Raw genomic sequence first — 20959 nt, 5'->3', positions numbered from 1 at the left:
CTCCGGCAACGGGGCTCCCTTTTTGCGTTTCTACTGCTCTGACATGAAAGGAGTTTTTGCGTGCTCAGATACCAAACCCGGCTGTTCTGGCTCGGCGTACTGCTCCTCTTTCTGCTGATTTGTCTGTCACTGGCCACCGGGGCCGGTGTCTATGGTGGCCGTGAGGTCGCCGGTTTCCTCCTGGGCGACCCCGCCCTCGTGGCCGATGAAAAACTCGCCATGATAGTGCATACCTTGCGACTGCCCCGCACCCTGGCCGCCCTGGTGGTCGGTGTCTGCCTCGCGCTCGCCGCCTCCATGCTGCAAAGCGCCACCCGCAACCCCCTGGCCGAGCCCGGCCTGCTCGGGGTCAACGCCGGCGCCGTCTTCGCCCTGGTCATCGGGCTCACATACTTCGGGGTCGAATCCGCCTACGGTTACCTGCTCTGGTCCGGCCTCGGCGCCCTCATGGGCAACCTGGTCGTGCTCGGCCTCGGCCTCATGGTGGGCCGCTCCAACCCTCTCAAGCTCATCCTGGTCGGGGTCGCCCTCTCCGCCACCTTCGGCGGCCTCTCCAACTTCCTGCTGCTCTCCAACAAGGTGGTGCTGGAACAGTTCCGCTTCTGGAACTTGGGGTCGCTGGCCGCCTCCAGCCTCGATGCCGTGCTGACGGTGATGCCCTTCGCCTTCGCCGCCCTGCTGCTGACCCTGGCCCTGTGCCGTCAGCTCACCCTGATGCAGATGGGGGACAACCAGGCCCAGGCACTCGGGATCCGCACCACCCGGGTGCGCATCGGGGTATTGCTCGCCGCCACCCTGTTCACCGCCTGCGCCATCGCCATCGCCGGCCCCATCGGTTTCGTCGGTTTCCTCGCCGCCTATTGCGCTCGCCTGGTGGAGCCGGTGCGCCTCGCCATCCAGGTGCGCTTCTCAGCCCTGTTCGGGGTGCTGTTCCTGCTCGCCGCCGATGTGCTGGCGCGCTGGCTGCTGCAGCCGTTCGAGCTGCCCAACGGCGTCATTCTGGCGCTGATCGGTGCCCCCGTGCTCATCATGGTGGTGCGCAGCGGGGGCTTTCGCTCCCTTCTGGCCGTGAAATAAGGATGCCTCTGATGTCTGACTCGTCGCCGATGTCCACGACCGCACTGCCCGCCGGCACCTTCTGCCTTCGCCTCGGCAGCCGCACCCTGCTGCTCGATCGCCGGGCCTGGTTGATCACCACGGGGCTTTTGCTGGCCCTCATCTTGTTATCCCTGCTGGCGCTGACCTTAGGGTCAGGCAAGCTCACCATGCTGGGGGTGATCCAGACCCTGATGGGGGAAGGGAGCCGCCTGAGCGAGGTGACCGTGTTCAAGATCCGGTTGCCGCGCATCGTCGCCGTGCTGGTGGCGGGGGCCGCCATGGGCCTCTCCGGCTGCCTGGTGCAGACCCTGATTCGCAACCGCCTCGCCACCCCGGACATGATAGGGGTCAACGAGGGGGCATCGCTCGCCATCATCATCTTCTCCCTCTACCTGACTCTCGGCAGCTGGCCCTGGTGGGCCGCGCCCCTCGGCGCCCTGTTCGCCGCCGCCGTGCTCTACGCCCTGTGCAACAAACCGGGGGAGCAGGGCTATCTGTTCGTGGTGATCGGCATCGGGGTCTCCGAGCTGATGAACGCCATCGGTCAGTTCGTCATGTCCACCCAGTCCCTGGTGCACCTCACCAGCCTCTATCTGTGGAACATGGGCAACTTCGTCGGCCAGGGTTATGGCACCGTGCTGCCGGTGGCCATCATCATCCTGCTGATCTGCCCCTGGGTTGTGTACCTCTCCCGCGCCCTCGGGGTGCTGCGCCTCGGTCCCGTCACCGCCCAGACGCTCGGGGTGAACGTCAACCGGGTGCAGCTCGGGGTACTGGCCCAGGCCATCGTGGTGGCGGCGCTCGGTACCGCCATCGGTGGCCCCGTGGTGTTCATCGCCATGGCAGCCCCCATCCTCGCCTCCTGGCTCTCCCGGGACAGGGTGGTGCCGCTGTGGATAGCCGCCCTGTGCGGTGCCCTGCTGCTGCTCGCGAGTGACACCCTGGTGCGGGTGCTGGCCAGCCCCCACGAGGTGGCCACCGGCATCATGACCCGCATTCTCGGCGGCATCCTGCTGCTGTTCGTGCTCATCAAAGACAGGCAGAAGGCCGACTGATGCAGACATTTATCCTGATCAATCAACGACAAGGGGCTCTTCGATGACGCTCTCCACGAACGGCCTCCACTTCGGCTACCAGCAAAAAGCCGTGTTCCAGGACGTCTCCTTCACCATTCCCAAGGGCAAGCTGGTGGGTATCGTCGGCCCGAACGGAGGCGGTAAATCCACCCTGCTGAAACTGCTGGCAGGGCAGGAGCAGCCCCAGCGCGGGGAGATCCTGCTCAAGGGCAAGCCCCTTGGCAGCTACGGCATGAAGGCCCTGGCCCGGGAGCTCGCCTACCTGCCCCAGCGCCCCCTGGTACCGGCCGGCATTTTGGTAGAACAGCTGGTGCAAAACGGCCGCCACCCCCATCAGGGCTGGTTCAATCAATGGAGCGAGGAGGATGCGCGCATGGTGCGCTGGGCCTGCGAGCGGATGCAGCTGGAGTCCATCTGGCATCAGAGCGCCAGCTCCCTCTCCGGCGGCCAGGCCCAGCGGGTCTGGCTCGCCATGGTGCTGGCCCAGGATGCGGACATCATCTTGCTGGACGAGCCCACCAGCGCGCTGGACATCGGCCACCAGACCGAGGTGATGGAAGCCATCCACCAGATCACCGCGGAGGGCAAGACGGTGCTCATCGTCATCCACGATCTCGCCACCGCCGCCCGCTACTGCGACGAGCTGATCGCCCTCGGCAACGGCGGCATCCAGGCCATGGGGCCGGCGCGGGAGGTGGTGACCAAGCCCCTCATCGATCGCCTCTACCACACCGATGTGGACATACTGCATGCCCCCGGCGATGGCGCCCCCGTCATAGTGCCGCGTCGGCACTCAGCAACCGTGCCGCACCAGCGCGCAGAACCAGGTGCCAGACAGGTAAATGAATAAAGCTCTACTCTGCCCTGCCAGAGATAAAAAAACCGCCATCACGGCGGTTTTTTTATCTCTCATTTCTGCTGCTTAGTCCCCATCAAAGCGCCAGCAGGGTGAGCACTCCCCCCGGCAGCCGCTGCCAGTGCAGGGTGCAGTCCCAGCCGGCGGGCAGGTCCGGGGCAAGCGCCGTCTTCAGACTCAGACGCAGGGTTTGACTCCCCATGGCCGACCAGCTGGCATCGAGGAAGTCAAAGTAGCGGCCCACCCTGGGGTAGAGCCCCTTGAACAGGCTCTCCTTGGCCGAGAACACCAGGGTCAGCCCCTCTGCCAGGGTCAACCCGGCGCCCGCCGCCCCCGCGCCCAGTCGCGCCCACTCCCCCTCATCGACGATGCCGGGCCAAAGCTGGCTGACTTGCGCCTCTGACAGCCAGGCCTCCAGATCCAGTCCGAGCCCGGCACCGACCGGGCGCACCACGCACAGGGCCACCCCTTCCCCGAGCAGCTGACTGTGGCTGATGCTGCCCTCCATCCCCGCAGGCCAACAGGGTGCCCTGTCCGGCCCGATGCTGACCGCGCGCCCTCTCAGTCCGAAGGGCGCGAGGGCCTCACGGGCCGCCAGGCGGCCCGCCAGAAACTCCCCCTGCCGTTTGGCCACGGCGCGCGCAAGGGCTGCGGGCAGCAGCATCTCGTGGTCAGCGAAGCTTGCCGGCGTCAAGGCGGCGGGATCAAAGCTGATCCGATGGATGGGCAAGGCGGCCATCCCCGCCACGCTCAGCACATCGGTGTGGCGGATAAAGCCGGTCGCAGGCGCCGTGGTGGGGAGGGACGCGGACATGGAAACCTCTCTCAATGGGGAGCCTGATGGTACCAAAGCTCCACGCTGGAACGCCACAAATACAAATGACAACGTTTCTCACTTAAGACTGTGGTAGCATGTTCCCGCCCATTTGGGGCCAATTAAACCGGACGCATCGCCCCGACCCAGTGTCAACCCGAGCGCCCGCCGCATTCACCCATAAGGATGTAACCATGAAGATCTCCTCCCCCCTGGCCGCCGCCCTGATGCTGGCGAGCCTGGTCGGTTTCCAGGCCCAGGCCGGGACTCGCCAGGTCATCGATGCCAACGGCCAGTCCCAAACCGTCCCGGATGCTCCCGCGCGCGTCGTCGTGCTGGGTGAGCTCGACCTGGACGCCGCCCTGACCCTGGGTGTGCAGCCGGTCGGCACCGTCAATGGGCGCGGTCAGGCCACCCTGCCCCGCTATCTGCTGGACAAGGCGGGCAAGGAGATAAGCGTGGTGGGGGATCTGGACAACCCCAATCTGGAGAAACTCATCGATCTGGAGCCGGATCTCATCCTGACCGCCCAGACCAAACCCGAGCTACTGACCCTGCTCAACGAAATCGCCCCCACCGTCGTCACCGGCAACTGGGGTGAACCCTGGAAGCAGGTGTTCCAGCGCACCGCCCTGGTGCTGAACAAGGAAGCCGAAGGCAAGGCCTTCCTGGCCCAGTACGACGCCCGTCTGCAGGAGGCCCGCAGCAAGCTTGCCAAGCATCAGGGTGAGCAGGTGAGCATAGTGCGCTGGAACCCCAAGGGTCCGAGCTATATGCACGGCAGCACCTTCGCCAGCAGCGTGGTGCAGGAGATGGGGCTGGCCCGCCCACCCCACCAGGTCGGTGACAAGAGCCCCCACTCCCCGGCCCTGAGCCTCGAGTCCCTCAACCTGCTGGACGGTGACTGGCTGGTGATCGGCACCCTGAGCGCCAGCGGCGATGCGGTGGATGCCATGAAACAGGCCGAGCAGACCCCCGCCTTCCAGCAGCTCAGCGCCATCAAGGGCAAGCGCTTCGGCGCCGTGGACGGGTCTCTCTGGACCTCCACCGGCGGCCCCCAGGCGGCCCTTCGGGTGATTAGCGACGTGGAGCAGTTGATGAGCAAGCCGGACGCCGCCCCCATCACCCGCTGATACCGACTCGCACGGATCAACACGGATAAAAAAGCCCGCATCATGCGGGCTTTTGTCTGGCTGGCGGGTGAAGCCGTGCTGACGAGACCAGGACTCCGAGGCGGGATCCGGCCTGTCAAACATCGGATACGCCAGAAAGGGGCAAACCACCAACCATGTTTGCTTTTGCAGCATATCAGCACCGAAAAACCACAAGCTTGCAGCTCAACCTATCACCACGATTCATTCAGGCAGTGGCAACGCCTTTCTATCCAATTTCCCGCTGCCGGTCTTGGGCAAGGCATCGAGCAAGATGATGCGGGCCGGCACCATGTAGTGGGGCAGGCTCTCCTGCAGCCCCTTGCGCAGGGCAAGCCGGTTGAGGGTCACCCCACTTTTAGCCTCCACATAGCCCACCAGCATGGCCTCATCCCCCTCGCCGATGAGGCGCACCGCCGCCTCCTGCACCCCGGCCTGACGACGCAGGCCCGCCTCCACCTCCCCGAGTTCGATGCGAAAGCCCCGCAACTTGACCTGATCGTCGCGCCGCCCCAGGTAGCGGTACTTGTCCCCCCCGAGGGCACGCACCCGATCGCCGGTGCGATAGAGGCGATGGGTATCGAGGCGCAGGAAGGCCGCCGACGTCAGGGCGGGCTTGCGCCAATACCCCTCGCACAAGGCCGAGCTCTCGATGCAGAGCTCCCCCTCCTCCCCATCGGCCACCGGTTGCCCCGAGCCGTCCAGCACCCAGTGCCGATAGCCCGGCAGGCTGTGACCTATGGTGATGCGTCCGTCGGTCAGTGGCAGGCGCACCTCGCTCACCAGGGACCAGACGGTGGCCTCGGTCGGGCCATAGCAGTTCCAGAGCCGCCGGGTGCGGGTGCAGAGCTGCTCGGCCAGGCCCGCGTCCAGCGCCTCGCCACCGCACAGGGCGGTGAGGTGCTCGCTCCCCTGCCAACCGGCCTTGAGCAGCATGCGCCAGCAGGCGGGGGTCGCCTGCAGCCAGTTGATGGTGGTGTCCGCCGCGAGCAGGGCCATCATCCCCAGGGGGTCCTTGTTGTGGTCGTTGTCCGCCACCGTCAGGCGGCCGCCCCCCCAGAGCGGTCCCAGCATCTCCAGCAGGGAGATGTCGAAGGCCGGGGTGGTGATAAAGAGCCAGTGACAGCTCGGCGATAGACCGAGCCGCTCGCGGATCCCGTCGAGAAAGCAGAGCAGGGCACGCCGGCTGATGACCACCCCCTTGGGCTCGCCGGTGGAGCCGGAGGTGAACATCATGTAGGCGGCCAGGGCGTCATCCACCGGAGGCCAGATGCAGGCCTCCTCGTTCAGAACTTCCTTACCCGGAGTCTCGCCACGTCCTTCCCCCCTTCTCGCGCCAAGTGGACGCAGGGGGCAGCCAAACGCGGGGCAGCCCTCGACTTCATCACAGAGCACCGCCGAGAGCCGCGCCTGACGGGCGATGCCCTGCAGCCGCTCCACCGGAAAATCCGGCTCGAGGGGCACGAAGGTGAGCCCGAGGCGCAGACAGGCGAGCAGGCTGGCCACCAGATCCGGGGATCGCGCCAGGTAGAGACCGACCCGCTCCCCTACGCCTAAGCCGCGCAGGCTGGCGGCTATCTGGCCGACTCGCGCCTCCAGCGCTCCATAACTTTGCCACTGACCGTTCATGGCGATGGCGGGGGCGAGCGGTGTCCCCCCCAGCACCCGAGCCAACCGCACGCCGAGCCCCTGCTCACCCTGCTGGGCAATAGGGGAGAGCTCCCCTTGCCGTGGGTTGAGCCTTGTTGCCGTCGTCATAGTACCTCCTCGGGCAGGCGCACCAGCCAGTGGTTGAACAGATGCGCCGGCGACCCCTGCTCCTTGAGCCGTTGCAGACTTAAGATTCCGTGACGGGCGCCGAACGCCTCGTTGAGAGCCGCCAGCAGGGCGAGCTGCTGCACCGAATCGATGCCAAGCTCGCTCAGATTCTGCTGCCAACTTGCGTGCTGGCCGCAGTGATCCTGCCACAGGGTCAGCAGTCGGCGGGCCTCAGCCTCAATCGGCATGGATGGGGTCGGCATGGCCTCGCCCGCCACCGGAGCCGCCACAGCGCCAGGCGCCTTGGCATCCGCCAGTCGGGCAGGTTCGGCGAGGCTCACGCCTGCCAGCCACTCGAGCTCGGCAATCCATTGGGCCAGCACCGTTTGGGCACGATCCTGCGCTATCTGCTCGCCATCGAACTCGAGGCGCAGGTTGAGCTGACCGCCACGGGCGTTGACCACGAGCGACAAGGGCAGCTCCACCTTCTCCACCACGGCGCCAAAGCGCGGCACCAGTTGATGGGGCTCAGGGGTCGCCGGGGGCACCGGCATGGGGTAGTTCTCGAACACGAACAGGCTCTGGAACAGGCGCGGGCCACCCCGGGTCAGGGCGGAAAGAGACTGAGTACCGTGCTGGTTCAGGGCCAGCAAGTCCCCCTGCAACTGAGCGATATGCTGCGCCAGGGTCAGCTCGGTGCGCCAATCCAGGGCCAGCGGCAGGCTGTTGATATAGAGCCCCACGCTTTGGGTTATTCCCTCGATGGGGAAGTCCCGGCCCGGGGTCACGTTGCCCACCAGGGTCACAGGATCGCCGCAGTGGCGGGCCAGCAACCGATGCCAGGCGTACTGGGCCAAGAGGCCAGCGGTGACCCCCAGCTCGCGGGCCCGGCTCTCCAGCTGTCCGGAGATCTCCGGGGCCAGGGGCTGGCCGCACAGCGCGGGGCGCTGCTGGGTGAGGCGTCCACTCAGGCCAGATTCGAGGGCCACCCCGAACAGGGCCGACAGATCATTGGATCTCGCCAGCAGATCTTCGCGTCCCTGCCAGTAGGCGGCGCTGCTGGCGGACTGGCTGGCGATATGGCGGCCGAAGGCGAGCCAGGCGGTATCGGGGCTCACCTCGGGTGCCGTGTCCTGATTCCGGGCCTGCGTCATCGACTGCTGATAGCCGCGATGCACCGACCCCAGCAGCACGGGGCCACTCCAGCCATCGAGCACGGCGTGGTGGGCGCTCAGGATCACCTTGTGGTGATCGGGGGCCAGTTTGAAGCAGGCGATGCGCAGCAAAGGGGCCTGATCCAGCGATATGGGTCTGGCCAAGTCCTGCCGGCGATAGGCCTGAACCCGCGCCTCGGCCTGCGGGTCGCCGGACAACTCCTCATAGTGGAAGGGCAGCTCGGCCCTGGCCATGATGCGTTGCAGCGCCACCCCGTCCGCCAGCAGCAGGGCAGCCCGGAGCACGGGCCAGCGGGCAAGCTGGGCCTGCCAGGCAGCGCGATACACGGCCACATCCATCTCTTGCAGATAATCTATCTCCGTTTGCAGGTGATAGGCGCTATCCGTGGGCACCAAGGCCCTGTGATGCAGCATGCTCTGCTGCAAGGAGGTCATCGGCAGCAGGGTCTCCACCTCGCCGCCAGCCTCTGCCTCGTCCAGCACCTCATCCAGGGCGGCCTGGGTCAGCGCCAGCCCCGGGAAGTCGCTCGGGGTGCGGCGCGGCTTGGCTTGCGCACAACAGGCGTTCACCAGGGTCTCGATATTGGCCGCCAGTGCCGCCATCAGGGCATCGCTCGCACCCTGATTGAGGGCGCCAACCTGGCGCAGGGTGAGGCAGCCGCCGTAGACACCGCCGTGCAGGCTGATGAGCTCACGCGGCAGGTTCTCTGGCACCGAGGGTTGGCCCGGCGCCACCGGCAGCGGCTGCCAGGGGGCCGGGGTGCCTCTGTGGGAGACCCCCAGATAGTTGAAGACGATGGCAGAATGCGGCAGTTCATCCCCTCCGGGATGGTGCAGACGCAGGGCGTTGAAGCCCACCCCCTTGTCCGGCACGGCTCGCAGCCGCTCCTTGGTGTCGCAGACCAAATCGCTCCAGGAGGTACGATCGGCCAGCGCCAGCGGATAGGTGCTGGTGAACCAGCCGAGGGTACGGCTCACGTCCAGTTGCGCATCGATAACTTCACGGCCGTGCCCTTCCAGCATCACGCACAGTTTGGTGCCATAGCCCAGCTCGCTTAAGGTGCGGGTCAGGGCCGCCAGCAGCAGATCCGGCACCTGGGTCAGGTGAGCCTGGTTGGCCTCATCGATGAGACGGGCGGTGATCTGCTCATCCAGTCGCAACAGACTCGCGGCGGCGCGGCCATCGGGGGCGCGCTGCGCCTCCAGCAAGTCTTGCTCGCTGCCCTCCCCTTGCGCCTGCCAGAACGCCAGTTGCGCCGCTTCACGGCTCGCATAGGCGGCCAGCCCCTCTCCCCACTGGCGATAACTGCTGCCCTTGGCAGGCAGCGGACGCCCCTCGGCGAGGCGCACCAGATCCTCGGCCAGGATGCGCCAGGAGACGGCATCGATGACCAGATGGTGGAAGGCAATAAAGAGCCCCTCCACGGGGTCGGCATCCGCCTTATTTTCAAGGTGGCTTTCGAGGTGGTTCTCAAGGTGACTGAGCCGCGCCCAGGCCAGGGTCTGGCCCTGCTCGGGGACAAAGCTCCCCTGCCACTGGGTCAATCTGGCCTGCAACTCGGACTCACCCAGCCCGGCCGCATCCAGCCGATGCAGGGGCGGCAGGGGAAGTTCGGGCAGATAGCGCTGACCGGCCGGGGTGACCGCGAGGCGCAGGACGTCGTGGTGGGCGCGCAGGGTGTTCATCCAGCCCATCAGCGCGGTGTCGTCGATGCCCGCAGGCAGGCGCAGTATCACCCCCTGGTTCCAGTGGCCGGACTGGGCGAAGCCCTGCTCGAAGAACCAGTGCTGAATGGGATGCAGGGGGAATTCTCCCTCCAGCACGCCCTGCTCCGTCTGGTGGCTGACCGCCTGCTGCTGACCGAGCTGGCGACAGAGACGGCGCACCGTCTTGGCCTCGAACACGTCCTTGACGCTGCAGTGCAGGCCGGCGTCCCGCAGGCGGGTGGTGAGCTGGATGCTGAGGATGGAATCTCCGCCTAGGCGGAAGAAGTCATCCTCCACCCCGAGGGGTTGCTTGAGCACCGATTGCCAGATGGCGAGCACCGTCTGCTCCAGCTCCCCTTGCGGCTCGCCCTTGCTCTCCTGCCAGCTGATGGCGGGCAGGCGGCGCAAGTCCAGCTTGCCGTTGGGGGTGAGCGGCATCTCGGGCAACCAGCACAGGCGCACCGGCACCATGTATTCGGGCAGGCACTCGCCGGCCCGTTGCAGCAGGGCCTCGGCATCCGGCTCGGGCACCCCGGCTTGCAGGCAGGCGTACGCTAACAGGCGAGCTTCCTGCACCACCACCTTGATCTGGCGGATGGCCGGTTCAATGGCGGCAATCTGGGTCTCTATCTCGCCAGGCTCGATGCGATAACCCCTGAGCTTTATCTGCTCGTCGATGCGGCCCAGATACTGGATGTTGCCATCACGGCGCCTGAGGGCCCTGTCCCCGGTACGATAGAGGCGATGAACACGGGTGCCCGCGCCACTGACCAGGGTGCGCTCGATAAAGGCGTCTTGGGTGCGATCCGGCAGGTTCAGGTAGCCACTGGCGAGGCCGAGGCCGGTCAGGCAGAGCTCGCCGGGCACCCCCACCGGGCAGGGGTTGCCCGCCTCATCCAGGATCACCGCCTTCAGGTTGTCGATGGGCTGGCCTATGGTGATGGGCTCGCCCGGGCGTAGGCGCGCGCAGAGCGCGGTCACGGTACACTCGGTCGGGCCATACATGTTGTAGAGCGCGACCCGGTTCCCCCAGCGCTCCACCAGGGAGCTGGGGCAGGCCTCGCCGCCGAAGCCGATGGCCCGCAGCGACCCGAGATCCGCCACTGGCAGCAGGTTCGCAAGCAAGGCCGTCGGCAGGATCATGTGGCTGGCGCCCTTGGCCATGGCGGCGGCGATCACCCCCTCTCCCGGTTCGCCGAAGTGCAGGGCGGCGCCGCAGTAAAGGGGCAACAAGGTGGTCATGTTGCCCGCATCGAACGAGAGGGACATGCAGTTGAACATGGCGCCACTGTGATCAAGCGCGATGCGCGCCCTGTGATCCGCCATCAGGTTGACCAGGCTGCCCTGCTCCACCATGACCCCCTTGGGCAGACCTGTGCTGCCCGAGGTGTAGATGATCTGGGCCAGCATGGCGGCATCGCGGGAAACGGCGGGGACGCCGGTCGGCATCTCAGCCAGCGCCAGGGCGTGCAGGTTGTGATACTCGGCCGCCGTGCCCGCCAACGCCGCGGCAAGGCGCGCGTCCGGCTCGCCCCCCAGCACCAGGCCGATGGCGGCGTCACTCAGGATATGAGCCAGCCGCTCGGCGGGATAGGCGGGGTCGAGCGGCACATAGGCCGCCCCCACCTTCCAGCAGGCCAGCAGGCCAATGACGAAGGCCGACTCCCGTTTGGCCTGCAGACCGATGGCGGCGCCAGGGGTCACCCCCTGGGCCAGCAGCCAGTGCGCCAACCGGTTGGCCTCGGCCTCCAGTGCGCCATAGCTGAGTGCCTGCTTATCATCGCTGACCGCCAGGGCGTCGGGCCTGACCGCCGCACGGCGCTCGATATGGCAGAGCAGGGTGTCGCGGCTCGGGTAATCGACCGGCAGGCTCGCAAGCTCCAACCCCAGGGCTGCGTCGTCCATCCCCGCTTCCAGCGGCAGTTGCCAGATGTCGGTCTCGGGGGCGGCCACCACGGCGCGCATCAGGTGCAGCAGGCGATCGGCGTAAGCCTCTATGGTGGCGCGCTCGAACAGGGCGGTGGCGAACAGCCAGTCCACCCGCACCGAGTCCATCAGCTCGGTCACCTTCACCGAGATGTCGGTCTTGGCGGGCAGCACCGGGGAGGTCTCCTCCACCAGCTCGCAGCCGGGGATGAGATCGTTGAAATCCACCTTGGCCTGATACACCAGCATGATCTGGAAGATGGGGTTGATGGCGGTAGTGCGATCCGCGCCTATGGCTTCGGCCAGCGCCTCAAACCGATAGAGTTGATGGTCAAAGGCAGCCAAATCCTCTTCCCGGCACTGCTGCAGGTAATCCACGAAGCTCGGTCGCCCCTCCAGCCGAGTTCTCAACACGAGCGTGTTGACGAAGAAGCCCACCAGAGACTCAATCTCGTGGCGCTCGCGGTAGGCGAGCGGCGTGCCGATGACCACCTCCTTCTCCCCGCTCTGGCGCACCATCAAGAGGGCGAACAGGGCGTGCAGACCGATGAAGTTGGAGGTGCTGTGACGCTGGCACAGGCGCTTGAAGCTGTCCCAGAGACTGTTGTCGATGGTGGAGAAGACCAACTCGCCGCCGCTGCCCTGATGGGCCGGGCGAGGTTTGTCGAGCGGCAGGCCATGCACCTCGGGGCTCCCCCCCAGGCGGTCCACCCAGAACGGCTTGAACTCGGCGTGATAGTCGAGAAAGCGCGGGGAGTTGAACCAGTGGGCGTAGTCCAGATAATTGAGCGGCAACTCGGCCACCTGCAGGGGCTCCCGGTTCTGGTGGGCAAGAAAGGCGCGCTTCAAGTCCGCGAACATGTTCTTGACCGACCAGCCGTCGGAGATGATGTGATGCTGGGTGATCAGCAGCACATGCTCATGAGTCCCCAACCGGATCAGGTTGACCCGGCTCAAGTCCCCTTTGGTCAACGAGAAGGGACGGCCTATCTCCTCGCGCACCCGGCGGGCCACATAGGCCTCGCGCTCGGCAGACGGCTCACCGCTCACATCTTCAATCTGCAGCTTGAACGGGGCATGGGGCAGGATCTCCTGGGCCCCCCTGCCCGCCTCGTCCTTGACGAAGCGGGTGCGCATGCTGGGGTGGCGCGCAAACAGGTGATCGAAGGCAAATTCCAGCGCCGCGGTATCGAGATCGCCACGCACCCGGAAGTAGACCGGCATGTTGTAGAGGTGGGAGGCCTCTTCGTATTGCTCGATAAACCAGAGCCCGCTCTGGGAGGAGGAGAGCGGCCCCTGCAGGGTGCTCTTCGCCTCCTCGCTGACGGCGATAGGTGCCTCGAAGGCGGCGCGGGCGGCCAGGCAACGCACCAGCTCATCCTTGTGGGCCTTGATTTGGGCGCCGATGGCGGGGGTCACCGCCTCCTTGCTCGACTGGGAGATGAGCTGCCCCTTGTCGTTCAGAGCCAGCTTGACCCCTTGGCGCTCCAGCTGCTTGAGCAGCGTGATCATATTGTTCATCTGTCTTTGAGTCCTCAGGCGCTCAGGGTGGCGCCGCCGTCGACGACCAGATCCTGCAGAGTGATATGGCTGGCCAGATCGGAAGCCAGGAAGAGGACGCTGTGGGCTATCTCTTGCGCCGTCGCAATCTTGCGAAGTGGTATGCCGAGCTTGAACTGATCCGGCAGCCCCGCAATGGTGCGGGCCATGGCCCCTTCATCCGGCAGCATGCCGCGCAACATCTCGGTGTCCGTCGAGCCCGGCGACACCAGGTTGACCCGCACCCCGAAGGGGGCCAGCTCCAGCCCCACCGTCTGGGTCAGGCTGGTGACCGCCGCCTTGGAGGCGCAGTAGGCCGCCATCTGCATGCGCGGCACATGGGCGGCGTTGGAGCCTATGGTGACGATGGCGCCGCGCCGCTCTTCCTTGAAGTGGGGCACCAGGGCCCGCAGCAGGTAGAAGACGCCGCTGGCGTTGACCGCGAGGCAGTCATCCCAATCGGCATCGCTCAGGGCTTCGGTGGGGCCGAGGCGCAACACCCCGGCGCCATTGACCAGCACGTCCAGCCCGCCGTCCGCCAGCAGCTGTTCACAACAGGCGTTGACCGCCCCCGAGTCACGCATGTCGAGCACCCGGGTGGCGAAGGGGTAATCGGTATAGGGGAAGGCCAGATCCAGCCCCACCACGGAGGCGCCGGCGGCCACGAACTGCTCGGCCACCTCGCGCCCGATGCCGCGCCCTGCCCCGGTTACCCAGACCCGTTTGCCACGAAAATCGAAGGTCATATTCTGTTTGTCCATCACCACACCATCTCCACGCTCTCTTCGTCCTCGGTCAGCTTGCCGTCCAGGAAGCGGCAGAAGTCGTCGAGGCGCGGGTGATCGAACACATCGGAGACCTTGACCTGCACCCCGAACTCGGCACCGAGCCTGTTCACTATCTGGATGGTCTGCAGGGACTGGCCCCCCAGCTCGAAGAAATTGTCCGCCGGCCCCATGGTGGCGAGCCCCAGGATCTGCTGCCAGATGGCGCCGACCCGGTTCTCTGTCTCGCTGCCCAGCGTCAGGGCTTCGCCGCCCGCCTGGTACTGGGCCAGCAGGCCCTTGCGATCCAGCTTGTTGGATCCGGTGCGAGGCAGCTGATCGTAGTGGCGATAGTCGGTGGGGATCATGGCGGCGGGCAGCACCTTGGCGAGCTGCGCCTTGATGACCCGACTGTCGCGCTCGGGGCCGGCCACGAAGGCCACCAGCCGGCGCACGCTGCCCTGACTGATGCCCTGCACGCAGGCCTCATCCACCCCGGGCAGGGCCAGCAGCTGGGCCTCCACCTCGCCGGGCTGGATGCGATAGCCGCTTATCTTGAACTCGTTGTCACGGCGGCCGAGATAGACCAGCCGACCGGACACCCAGCGCACCCGATCGCCGGTGCGATAGACAGGCAGCAGCTCGGCGCCCACACGCAGGGTGCCGAAGGTACCCTGCACGCCACCGACGTAACCGTTGGCGAGTTGCGGGCCGAACAGTACCAGCTCCCCTTCCCCGGCGGGTTGCTCCCCCGCCCCCAGGATCAGCGCCTGCATGCCGGGCAGCGGCAAGCCGATGGGCAGCTGGGCCTGGGCGGGATCCTCGTTCTGCAGCTCCTGCGTGGTGACCACGACGGTGGTCTCGGTGGGACCATAGGTGTTGAACAGGCGCACATCGGCGCGTCCCTGGCGCTGCCACTGGGCCAGCTGCTCGGGGTAGACCGCCTCGCCGCCGATGATGACGGTGGCCAGGTTGGCCGGAATGTGGGCCTGGCCAGCGCCGAGGGACACCACCCATTCGTTCCAGAACGCGGTGGGGAGGTCGAGGTGGGTGATCCCCATCTCCTCCACCCCGGCCGCGAAGGCCGGCATGGATTCGAGCAGGGCGTCGGTGCGCAGCACCAGGGTGGCACCGGCGCTCAGGGTGGCGAACACCTCCTCGATGCTGGCGTCGAAGTTGAAGGGGGCAAATTGCAGCATGCGCGCCCCCTCCCCCAGGTGATAACGGCAGCGGGCGGCAGCGGCGAAGTGATCCAGGGCGTCGTGGCTGACCGCGACCCCCTTGGGCAGGCCGGTTGAGCCCGAGGTGAACATCAGGTAGGCGACGGCGCGGCCCGCGGCCGGCTGGCAGAGGCGATCCCCGCTCACCAGATCCCCGGCCAGTAGGGTGCGGCCTTCGAACAGGCTGGCCAGCTTGTGGCGATACTCCGCCTGGGTGATGAGGGTCTTGACCTCGCCGATGCGCAGGATATGGCCCTGACGCTCCAGGGGCTGCTCGGGGTCGAGCGGCACATAGACAGCCCCCGCCAGCAGTACCGCCAGCTGGGCGAAGATGGCCTGGGGAGTGCGAGCTAGCATGACCCCGACCCGCTCGCCTGGCTGCACGCCGGCATTTTGCAGGGCCGCGGCCATCTGCTCGGCGCGGGTCAGCAACGCCTCGTAGCTAAAACGTGCCTCCCCCTGCTCCAGCGCTATCTTGTCCGGGGTCTGGGCCGCGAAGTGGCAGAGAGCATCCAGCACGGGGCGCACCTTGATCACTTCCTGGGCCGGCCCGGTGATCAGGGCCTCGGCCCTTTGCTCTGCCAGCCAGTCGGCCTTGAGGGTGCCGAGGGTTTGTGTCGGCTCGGCGAGCCAGCGCCCCAGCAGGGTGAACAGGGTGTCGGCGATGCGCGCCAGATCCGTGGCCTGATAGCAGCCAGGGTTGGCGTCCAGATCCAGCCTCGGCTGACCATCGGCCCCCACCTGCACCTCGATGGTGAGATCTTCCACCGGGCCGGCACTGATGTTGAGGATATGGGCATTGAGCGGGCCGAAGCGGCGGGCATGATCGAACGGCATGATGTTGACCAGGGGGCCAAACAGGCGCTTGTCGCCCCCCACCAGGCCAAGGTCGCGGCGCAGCAGTTCGTAGCGATAGTGCTGATGCTTGCGCACCCCGCGTTTGGCCTTGGCCACAGCGCCCGCGGCCTCCAGCAGGCTCATTTCCTCACCGAGTTCAAGGGCCAGGGGGGTGATGTTCATCTGCATGCAGGGGACGGTCAGCGATGCCGAGCCGATACGGTTCATCATCATGAGGCCCAGCAGGGTCTTCTGCTGACCGCTCGCCAGCGCCAGCTGGGCCGAGAGGCCGGCCAGCAGCAGATCCGGCCAGCTCAGCTTGTTTTCATCGGCAAAGCCCACCAGGGATTGCCAGAGCGCCGCCGGCAGCGGGCGGCTCTCGCGGATAAATTCGGCGGCGATGGGGGCGCGGGATTCGCTGAAAGATTTTACCTCAGGCCACGCTTGCAGTTGCTCCTGCCAGAAGGCGCGGGCGACGGCGTTTTTGCCGCTCTCCTCCCGGGATGCCTCTTCGGCCAGCACCTCGTCCAGCAGCCCAAACGGGGACGGCGACAGCATGGCGCCCTCCAGCCCCTCCCCGTAGAGCTCGGCGATGCGCTGGAACAGGAGGGTGGTGCCAAAGCCGTCGAGGGCGATGTGATGCACGCAGCTGTAGAGGTAATCCCGATCGAGGCCGCGCAGCAGGACGAAGCGGCAGGGAGATTCCCGGGTCAGCTCGAACGGACGGCGCAGATCCGCCCAGGCCCAGGCGCGAGCCTCGGCCTCGTCACCGCGCGCCAGGGTTATCTCGCCATAGACGGGGGCCAGGGTATGGCTGATGAAGCAGACCTCATCCCCACTCTCCTCGAAGTGGCCCTGCAGGGCCTCACACTCCCCCACCGCCTGAGCGAGGGCCGCGGCCAGCACGGCGCCGTCCACCTTGCCATCGAAGGCGATGCACTCGGCGGTGTTGAACATCCCCTTGTCGTCGTTGAGCAGATGGCCGGACCAGAGCCCCTGCTGGGGAATGGTCAGTGGGAAGCGACTCATTGTGCCACCTCCAGGGTCTGTTGCTCCGCCAGCTTCTGTTCGATTAACCGCCACCAACCGTTCAGGGTCGGCTTCTTGGCGAGATCCACGAAGCCGAGCTCCACCCCGGCGACGCGCCATTCGGTGAGCAGGGCCATGATGCGTACCGAGTCCAGGCCGTAGTCGATGAGGTTCTCGTCCGCGTCGAACTCGTCCTCCTCCTCGTCGATGTGGCTCAGCAGCCGGGCCTTGAGCCCCTCATAGGTTAACAAAGAGTTCAGCAACGGATTCTGCCCTTCGGCTTGACCTGCCTTGGCAACCACTGTCTTGGGCGCCGCCATGGCCAGCACCTCTTCGCAGGGGATCACCTTGCCGCAACGGGTCGCCACATAGTCCAGCGCCATCTGGTGATCGGCGAGAGAGAAGTCCGCCACCCCGTCCGCCAGGAAGAAAGGCTGGATGTCGCGCATGAAGGCGTCACAGGCGGTCATCATGCAGCCGATGTGACCGTAGATGCCGCCGATGATCAGCTGATCCCGCCCCTGATCTTTCAGCAGTTGTTCAAATTCGGAGCGCTGGAAGGCGCTGTAGCGCCACTTGACCAGCACCACGTCGTCGCTCTCCGGGCGCAGGGGGGCAACCACCTGTTGTTGCTCGGGGCGCTTGTTCAGGCCCGGGCCCCACATGTCGTTGAGCAGGGCCCTGTCTTCGGGGGCCTGATCCTTGGGCTGGGCGGTGTAGTAGACGGGGATGCCGAGGGCCTTGCAGTGACGGCGCACCGCCACCAGACGTTCGGTCAGGGCGGCGATCAGCGGGCTGTTCTCGCCATAAAACGCGGTGAAGTACTCCTGCATGTCGTGAATGAGCAGGGCAGCGCGTTTGGGATCCAGGGTCCAGCTGACCTTGTTCTCCTTCCATTGGCTGGGCATGGCGTAGTTGTTCAGGGTTGGGATAGCCATAACGTCATGATTCCTTTTAGTTTTAAACTGTTGTCATCGGCAGGCTGTCGCCTGCAAGGGAGTGCGCGATGCGCTCGCGCAATCCTTTCTTGTCTATCTTGCCCACCGCCGTCATGGGCAGGGCGTCGAGGATCTCGAAACGATCCGGCAGCTTGAATTCCGCCACCCCGCGCGAGCGCAAGAACTTGCGCAAGGCCAGCGCCTTGAGGCCGGGTTCGGTGGCGACGATGAAGGCGCAGCTCTTCTCCCCCATGGTGCTGTCCGGCATGGAGACCAGGGCCACCTGGGTGATGGCCGGGTGGTGCAGCAGCTGATTTTCAACTTCCTCCGCCGCTATCTTCTCGCCGCCCCGGTTGATCTGATCCTTCTGACGCCCCACCACGGTGAGGTAGCCATCGGCATCCTGTACCACCAGATCTCCCGAGCAGTAGAAGCCATCGGCATCGAACACCCGGGCGTTGTGAGCCGGGCTCTGGTAGTAGCCACGGAAGGTGTAGGGACCACGGGTGTGCAGGGCGCCGGGCTGCCCCTGGGCGACCGGGTTGCCCTCTTCATCCAGCACCCTCACCTCGTCGTCCGGGCTCATGGGGCAACCCTGGGTGTGGACTACCTTCTCGTCCGGGTCATCGAGCCGGGTGTAGTTCACCAGCCCTTCGGCCATGCCGAACACCTGCTGCAAACGGCAGCCGAGCAGTGGCGCTATCTTTCTCGCCACCGCTTCACCGAGCTTGGCACCGCCCACCTGCAACAATGAGAGGCTCGCGAGCTGAGTCCGCACGGACGGGTCGGCCTCGGCGGCCTGCAGCCACAGGCTGACAGCCGGTGGTACCAGGGAGCAGAGGTTGACCTGGTGGCGCGCAATCAACGGGAAGCAGCTGATGGGGCTGGGGTCGTGCGCCAGCACCACGGCGCCCCCTGCGTCGAACACCCCCAGGGCACCGGGGGAACTCAAGGGGAAGTTGTGGGGAGCCGGCAGGGCGCAGAGGTAACGGGTATGGGGACCGAGCTCGCAGATCTCGTTGCTTCTGCGCACGCTGTAGTAGTAGTCATCGTGGGTACGGGGGATGAGCTTGGGGGTACCGGTGCTGCCGCCGGAGAGCTGGAAGAAGGCCACTTCGTCCGCCGGGCTCGGGCCAAATGTCACCGGCGTCATCTCATCTTGCGCGGCCAACCAATGGGTCAGCCCCAACTCACCCTCGTCCCCATCCAGCAACACCAGTTCGGCACCCATCTGTGTCAGCAGCTCGCTCTCGCGAGCCCCTGTTTCGAACAGAGGGTGAGCCAAGGATCCGATGAACAGGCGGGGCTTTATCTGCTCGGCATAAGCGGCAAGCTCCAGCCGGTTGTGGCTAAACAGTGCATTGACCGGCGCTATGCCGACTTTGAGCAGGGCGAAGAACACCAGATAGAACTCGGCCACGTTCGGCAACTGCACCAGGGCGGTGTCGCCCACCTGGAAGCCATGACGGGCGAGGCGCGCCGCCAGCCGGGTCGAGCCTGCGTCCAGCTCCCCATAGGTGAAGCGGCGCTCACCGCAGATGACGGCCGTGGCGGCCGGTGCCAGCTCGCACTGGCGCGTCAGCATGGCGGTCAGGGGTTCGCACTGCCAATACCCCTTGGCACGGTAAGCTTCGGCCAGCGCGGCTGGCCAGCGGCTATAGGGCAGAAAACGGTGAGTCCTGGTCATAGGGCCACCTCGGTGCCCAGCCCCAGGGCCTTGAGCATGGTGCCGAGCTTGGTGCCGGTCTCGGCCCACTCCATGGCGGGATCCGAGCCTGCGACTATGCCGGCACCGGCAAACAGCTCCACATGATGACCATCCAGCACACCGCAGCGGATCACCACGGCCCACTCGCCGTTGCCCTGGCTGTCACACCAGCCGACGATGCCGCTGAACAGGGCGCGCCGGAAGGGCTCCTGCTCGCGGATGAACTGGCGGGCCAGCGCCGTCGGATAACCGCACAGGGCCGGGGTGGGATGGAGCTGGCAGGCGAGCGACAGCACAGACGCCTGCTCCCCGTGCAACTGGCCCGCGATGGGGGTACCCAGATGCCAGAGGGTATCCGTGCTCATCAGGGAAGGCTCGGCCGGAATGGCCAGCTCCCGGCAGTGAGGAGCCAGCACCCGACGGATCTCGTCGATCACCAGCTTGTGCTCGTGCTGATCCTTGCGTGACGCCAGCAGCGCCCGGGCCACCGCCTCATCCTGCGCCGGTTCGCTGCCACGCTTGGCAGAGCCAGCCAGAGGATGGGTGAAGACCTCCCCCTCGCTCACCCGCAGCAGCAATTCAGGGCTCGCACCAAGCAGGCGGCGCTCCTGACCAAGCGGCAGGGAGAAGTGGAAGGCATTGGGGTTCTGGGTCATCAGGCGAGCCAGCACCTGCTGGGGATCCGCCGGTCTGCTCAGTTGCAGGGAGAGTTTGCGCGACAGCACGACCTTGGCGAGGCGCCCCTCGGCAAAGGCATTCAGGGCGGAATTCACCGAGGCCTTGAACTCGGCCGCAGCCGGCGTGCTCTGCACCGAGATCACCTGATTGTGCTCGGGCAGGCTGGCTGCCGGGGTATGTCGCTCCCCCCGCTCGTAGCGGCCGGGAACATAAAGACAAGAGGCTTCGGCGGGATCGAAGGCGAAGGCACCGATGAGCAGCGGGTTGTGCTGACCGGCTGCCTCGGCTGCCCCCAGCGCTTGCACTATCTGCCGCTCGAGCAGGGACCATTCACAGGCGGGGGTGCTGATGGGTTGGCCGAGATCAAAGGCGCGAATGCAGCCCTGACTAGAGGTAAACAAGAAATCGGGCGGGGATCCGGCCTCGGCTGGCGCACCATCTTCCATTACTAGAGTATTCACGCTACACCCTCAAAGATGATTCAAAATGATAATCGTTATCAATTGCTTTTGAGCGGCGGTAAAATACTCGTCCCGAAAGAAACCGGTCAAGGGGATTTTTCGGTGCTAAAACTGGAGTCTGATTGTGGATATTGGCGGGTTCAAGCCAGCACTGGCCTGGCGTGGTTGGCCTCACGCGGGTTACTTGGATGACCGCAGATTGCTAGCCCCATATGGGGGATGCG

General features: G+C 66.0%; 12 protein-coding genes. 4 read left to right on the top strand and 8 right to left on the bottom strand.

Annotation, left to right across the window (positions count from 1 at the left end; translation table 11 throughout):
• Window positions 1–60: 60 nt before the first annotated feature.
• From ABNP46_RS08550 to ABNP46_RS08540, 3 genes are read left to right on the top strand one after another with little or no spacing between them, the layout of a single operon-like run.
• Window positions 61–1077 (top strand): amonabactin ABC transporter permease subunit 2, encoded by a 1017-nt coding sequence (locus ABNP46_RS08550; protein WP_349921970.1) that lies wholly within the window; start codon window positions 61–63, stop codon window positions 1075–1077.
• Window positions 1078–1088: 11 nt separating this feature from the next.
• A complete protein-coding gene (locus tag ABNP46_RS08545; protein ID WP_349921969.1) occupies window positions 1089–2153 on the top strand; it encodes an amonabactin ABC transporter permease subunit 1 in 1065 nt (354 codons plus the stop codon).
• Between the two features lie 43 nt (window positions 2154–2196).
• Window positions 2197–3024: an amonabactin ABC transporter ATP-binding protein gene (locus tag ABNP46_RS08540; protein WP_349921968.1), complete on the top strand. Its 828-nt coding sequence runs from the start codon at window positions 2197–2199 to the stop codon at window positions 3022–3024.
• An 82-nt stretch (window positions 3025–3106) separates the two neighbouring features.
• Here ABNP46_RS08540 and ABNP46_RS08535 read toward each other — a convergent pair whose 3' ends face one another.
• Window positions 3107–3844: a 4'-phosphopantetheinyl transferase family protein gene (locus tag ABNP46_RS08535; RefSeq protein ID WP_349921967.1), complete on the bottom strand. Its 738-nt coding sequence runs from the start codon at window positions 3842–3844 to the stop codon at window positions 3107–3109.
• 194 nt (window positions 3845–4038) lie between these two features.
• On the opposite strand from ABNP46_RS08535, the gene ABNP46_RS08530 reads away from it, so the two are divergent.
• A complete protein-coding gene (locus tag ABNP46_RS08530) occupies window positions 4039–4977 on the top strand; it encodes an iron-siderophore ABC transporter substrate-binding protein (RefSeq protein ID WP_349921966.1) in 939 nt (312 codons plus the stop codon).
• Between the two features lie 222 nt (window positions 4978–5199).
• On the opposite strand, the gene ABNP46_RS08525 is transcribed toward ABNP46_RS08530, so the two are convergent.
• Genes ABNP46_RS08525 through ABNP46_RS08495 form a run of 7 tightly spaced genes read right to left on the bottom strand, consistent with a single transcriptional unit; the run spans window position 5200 to window position 20720 of the window.
• Window positions 5200–6753 carry an amino acid adenylation domain-containing protein gene (locus ABNP46_RS08525; RefSeq protein WP_349921965.1) on the bottom strand — a complete coding sequence of 518 codons (1554 nt, stop codon included), beginning with the start codon at window positions 6751–6753 and terminating at the stop codon, window positions 5200–5202.
• The gene (locus ABNP46_RS08520; RefSeq protein ID WP_349921964.1) at window positions 6750–13082 is read right to left on the bottom strand and encodes an amino acid adenylation domain-containing protein; all 6333 of its coding nucleotides are present in this window, start codon (window positions 13080–13082) and stop codon (window positions 6750–6752) included. Before ABNP46_RS08520 ends, ABNP46_RS08525 begins: the two co-directional genes overlap by 4 nt.
• A 14-nt stretch (window positions 13083–13096) precedes the next feature.
• Window positions 13097–13846: a 2,3-dihydro-2,3-dihydroxybenzoate dehydrogenase gene (gene dhbA, locus ABNP46_RS08515; protein ID WP_349922437.1), complete on the bottom strand. Its 750-nt coding sequence runs from the start codon at window positions 13844–13846 to the stop codon at window positions 13097–13099.
• Between the two features lie 14 nt (window positions 13847–13860).
• Window positions 13861–16950: an amonabactin biosynthesis non-ribosomal peptide synthetase AmoF gene (gene amoF / locus ABNP46_RS08510; protein WP_349921963.1), complete on the bottom strand. Its 3090-nt coding sequence runs from the start codon at window positions 16948–16950 to the stop codon at window positions 13861–13863.
• On the bottom strand, window positions 16947–17888 hold the full coding sequence (locus tag ABNP46_RS08505; protein WP_349921962.1) for an isochorismatase family protein: 942 nt from the start codon (window positions 17886–17888) through the stop codon (window positions 16947–16949). The genes amoF and ABNP46_RS08505 overlap by 4 nt, the downstream gene beginning before the upstream one ends.
• A 22-nt stretch (window positions 17889–17910) precedes the next feature.
• Window positions 17911–19575: a (2,3-dihydroxybenzoyl)adenylate synthase gene (locus ABNP46_RS08500; RefSeq protein ID WP_349921961.1), complete on the bottom strand. Its 1665-nt coding sequence runs from the start codon at window positions 19573–19575 to the stop codon at window positions 17911–17913.
• A complete protein-coding gene (locus ABNP46_RS08495; RefSeq protein ID WP_349922435.1) occupies window positions 19572–20720 on the bottom strand; it encodes an isochorismate synthase in 1149 nt (382 codons plus the stop codon). Before ABNP46_RS08495 ends, ABNP46_RS08500 begins: the two co-directional genes overlap by 4 nt.
• Window positions 20721–20959 lie beyond the last annotated feature (239 nt).

It is taken from the genome of Aeromonas veronii, from assembly GCF_040215105.1.
Lineage (GTDB): Bacteria > Pseudomonadota > Gammaproteobacteria > Enterobacterales > Aeromonadaceae > Aeromonas > Aeromonas veronii_G.
Note: the sequence above shows the minus strand (reverse complement) of the source record. Positions and strands in the feature narration are given on the sequence as shown.

What these genes read in the sequence shown, in the direction of transcription:
- amoF (WP_349921963.1), bottom strand. Translation starts at nt 16,950, where the DNA reads ATGAGTCGCTTCCCACTGACCATTCCCCAGCAGGGGCTCTGGTCCGGC.
- ABNP46_RS08525 (WP_349921965.1), bottom strand. Translation starts at nt 6,753, where the DNA reads ATGACGACGGCAACAAGGCTCAACCCACGGCAAGGGGAGCTCTCCCCT.
- ABNP46_RS08535 (WP_349921967.1), bottom strand. Translation starts at nt 3,844, where the DNA reads ATGTCCGCGTCCCTCCCCACCACGGCGCCTGCGACCGGCTTTATCCGC.
- ABNP46_RS08500 (WP_349921961.1), bottom strand. Translation starts at nt 19,575, where the DNA reads ATGACCAGGACTCACCGTTTTCTGCCCTATAGCCGCTGGCCAGCCGCG.
- ABNP46_RS08495 (WP_349922435.1), bottom strand. Translation starts at nt 20,720, where the DNA reads ATGGAAGATGGTGCGCCAGCCGAGGCCGGATCCCCGCCCGATTTCTTG.
- ABNP46_RS08505 (WP_349921962.1), bottom strand. Translation starts at nt 17,888, where the DNA reads ATGGCTATCCCAACCCTGAACAACTACGCCATGCCCAGCCAATGGAAG.
- ABNP46_RS08520 (WP_349921964.1), bottom strand. Translation starts at nt 13,082, where the DNA reads ATGAACAATATGATCACGCTGCTCAAGCAGCTGGAGCGCCAAGGGGTC.
- ABNP46_RS08545 (WP_349921969.1), top strand. Translation starts at nt 1,089, where the DNA reads ATGTCTGACTCGTCGCCGATGTCCACGACCGCACTGCCCGCCGGCACC.
- ABNP46_RS08530 (WP_349921966.1), top strand. Translation starts at nt 4,039, where the DNA reads ATGAAGATCTCCTCCCCCCTGGCCGCCGCCCTGATGCTGGCGAGCCTG.
- ABNP46_RS08540 (WP_349921968.1), top strand. Translation starts at nt 2,197, where the DNA reads ATGACGCTCTCCACGAACGGCCTCCACTTCGGCTACCAGCAAAAAGCC.
- dhbA (WP_349922437.1), bottom strand. Translation starts at nt 13,846, where the DNA reads ATGACCTTCGATTTTCGTGGCAAACGGGTCTGGGTAACCGGGGCAGGG.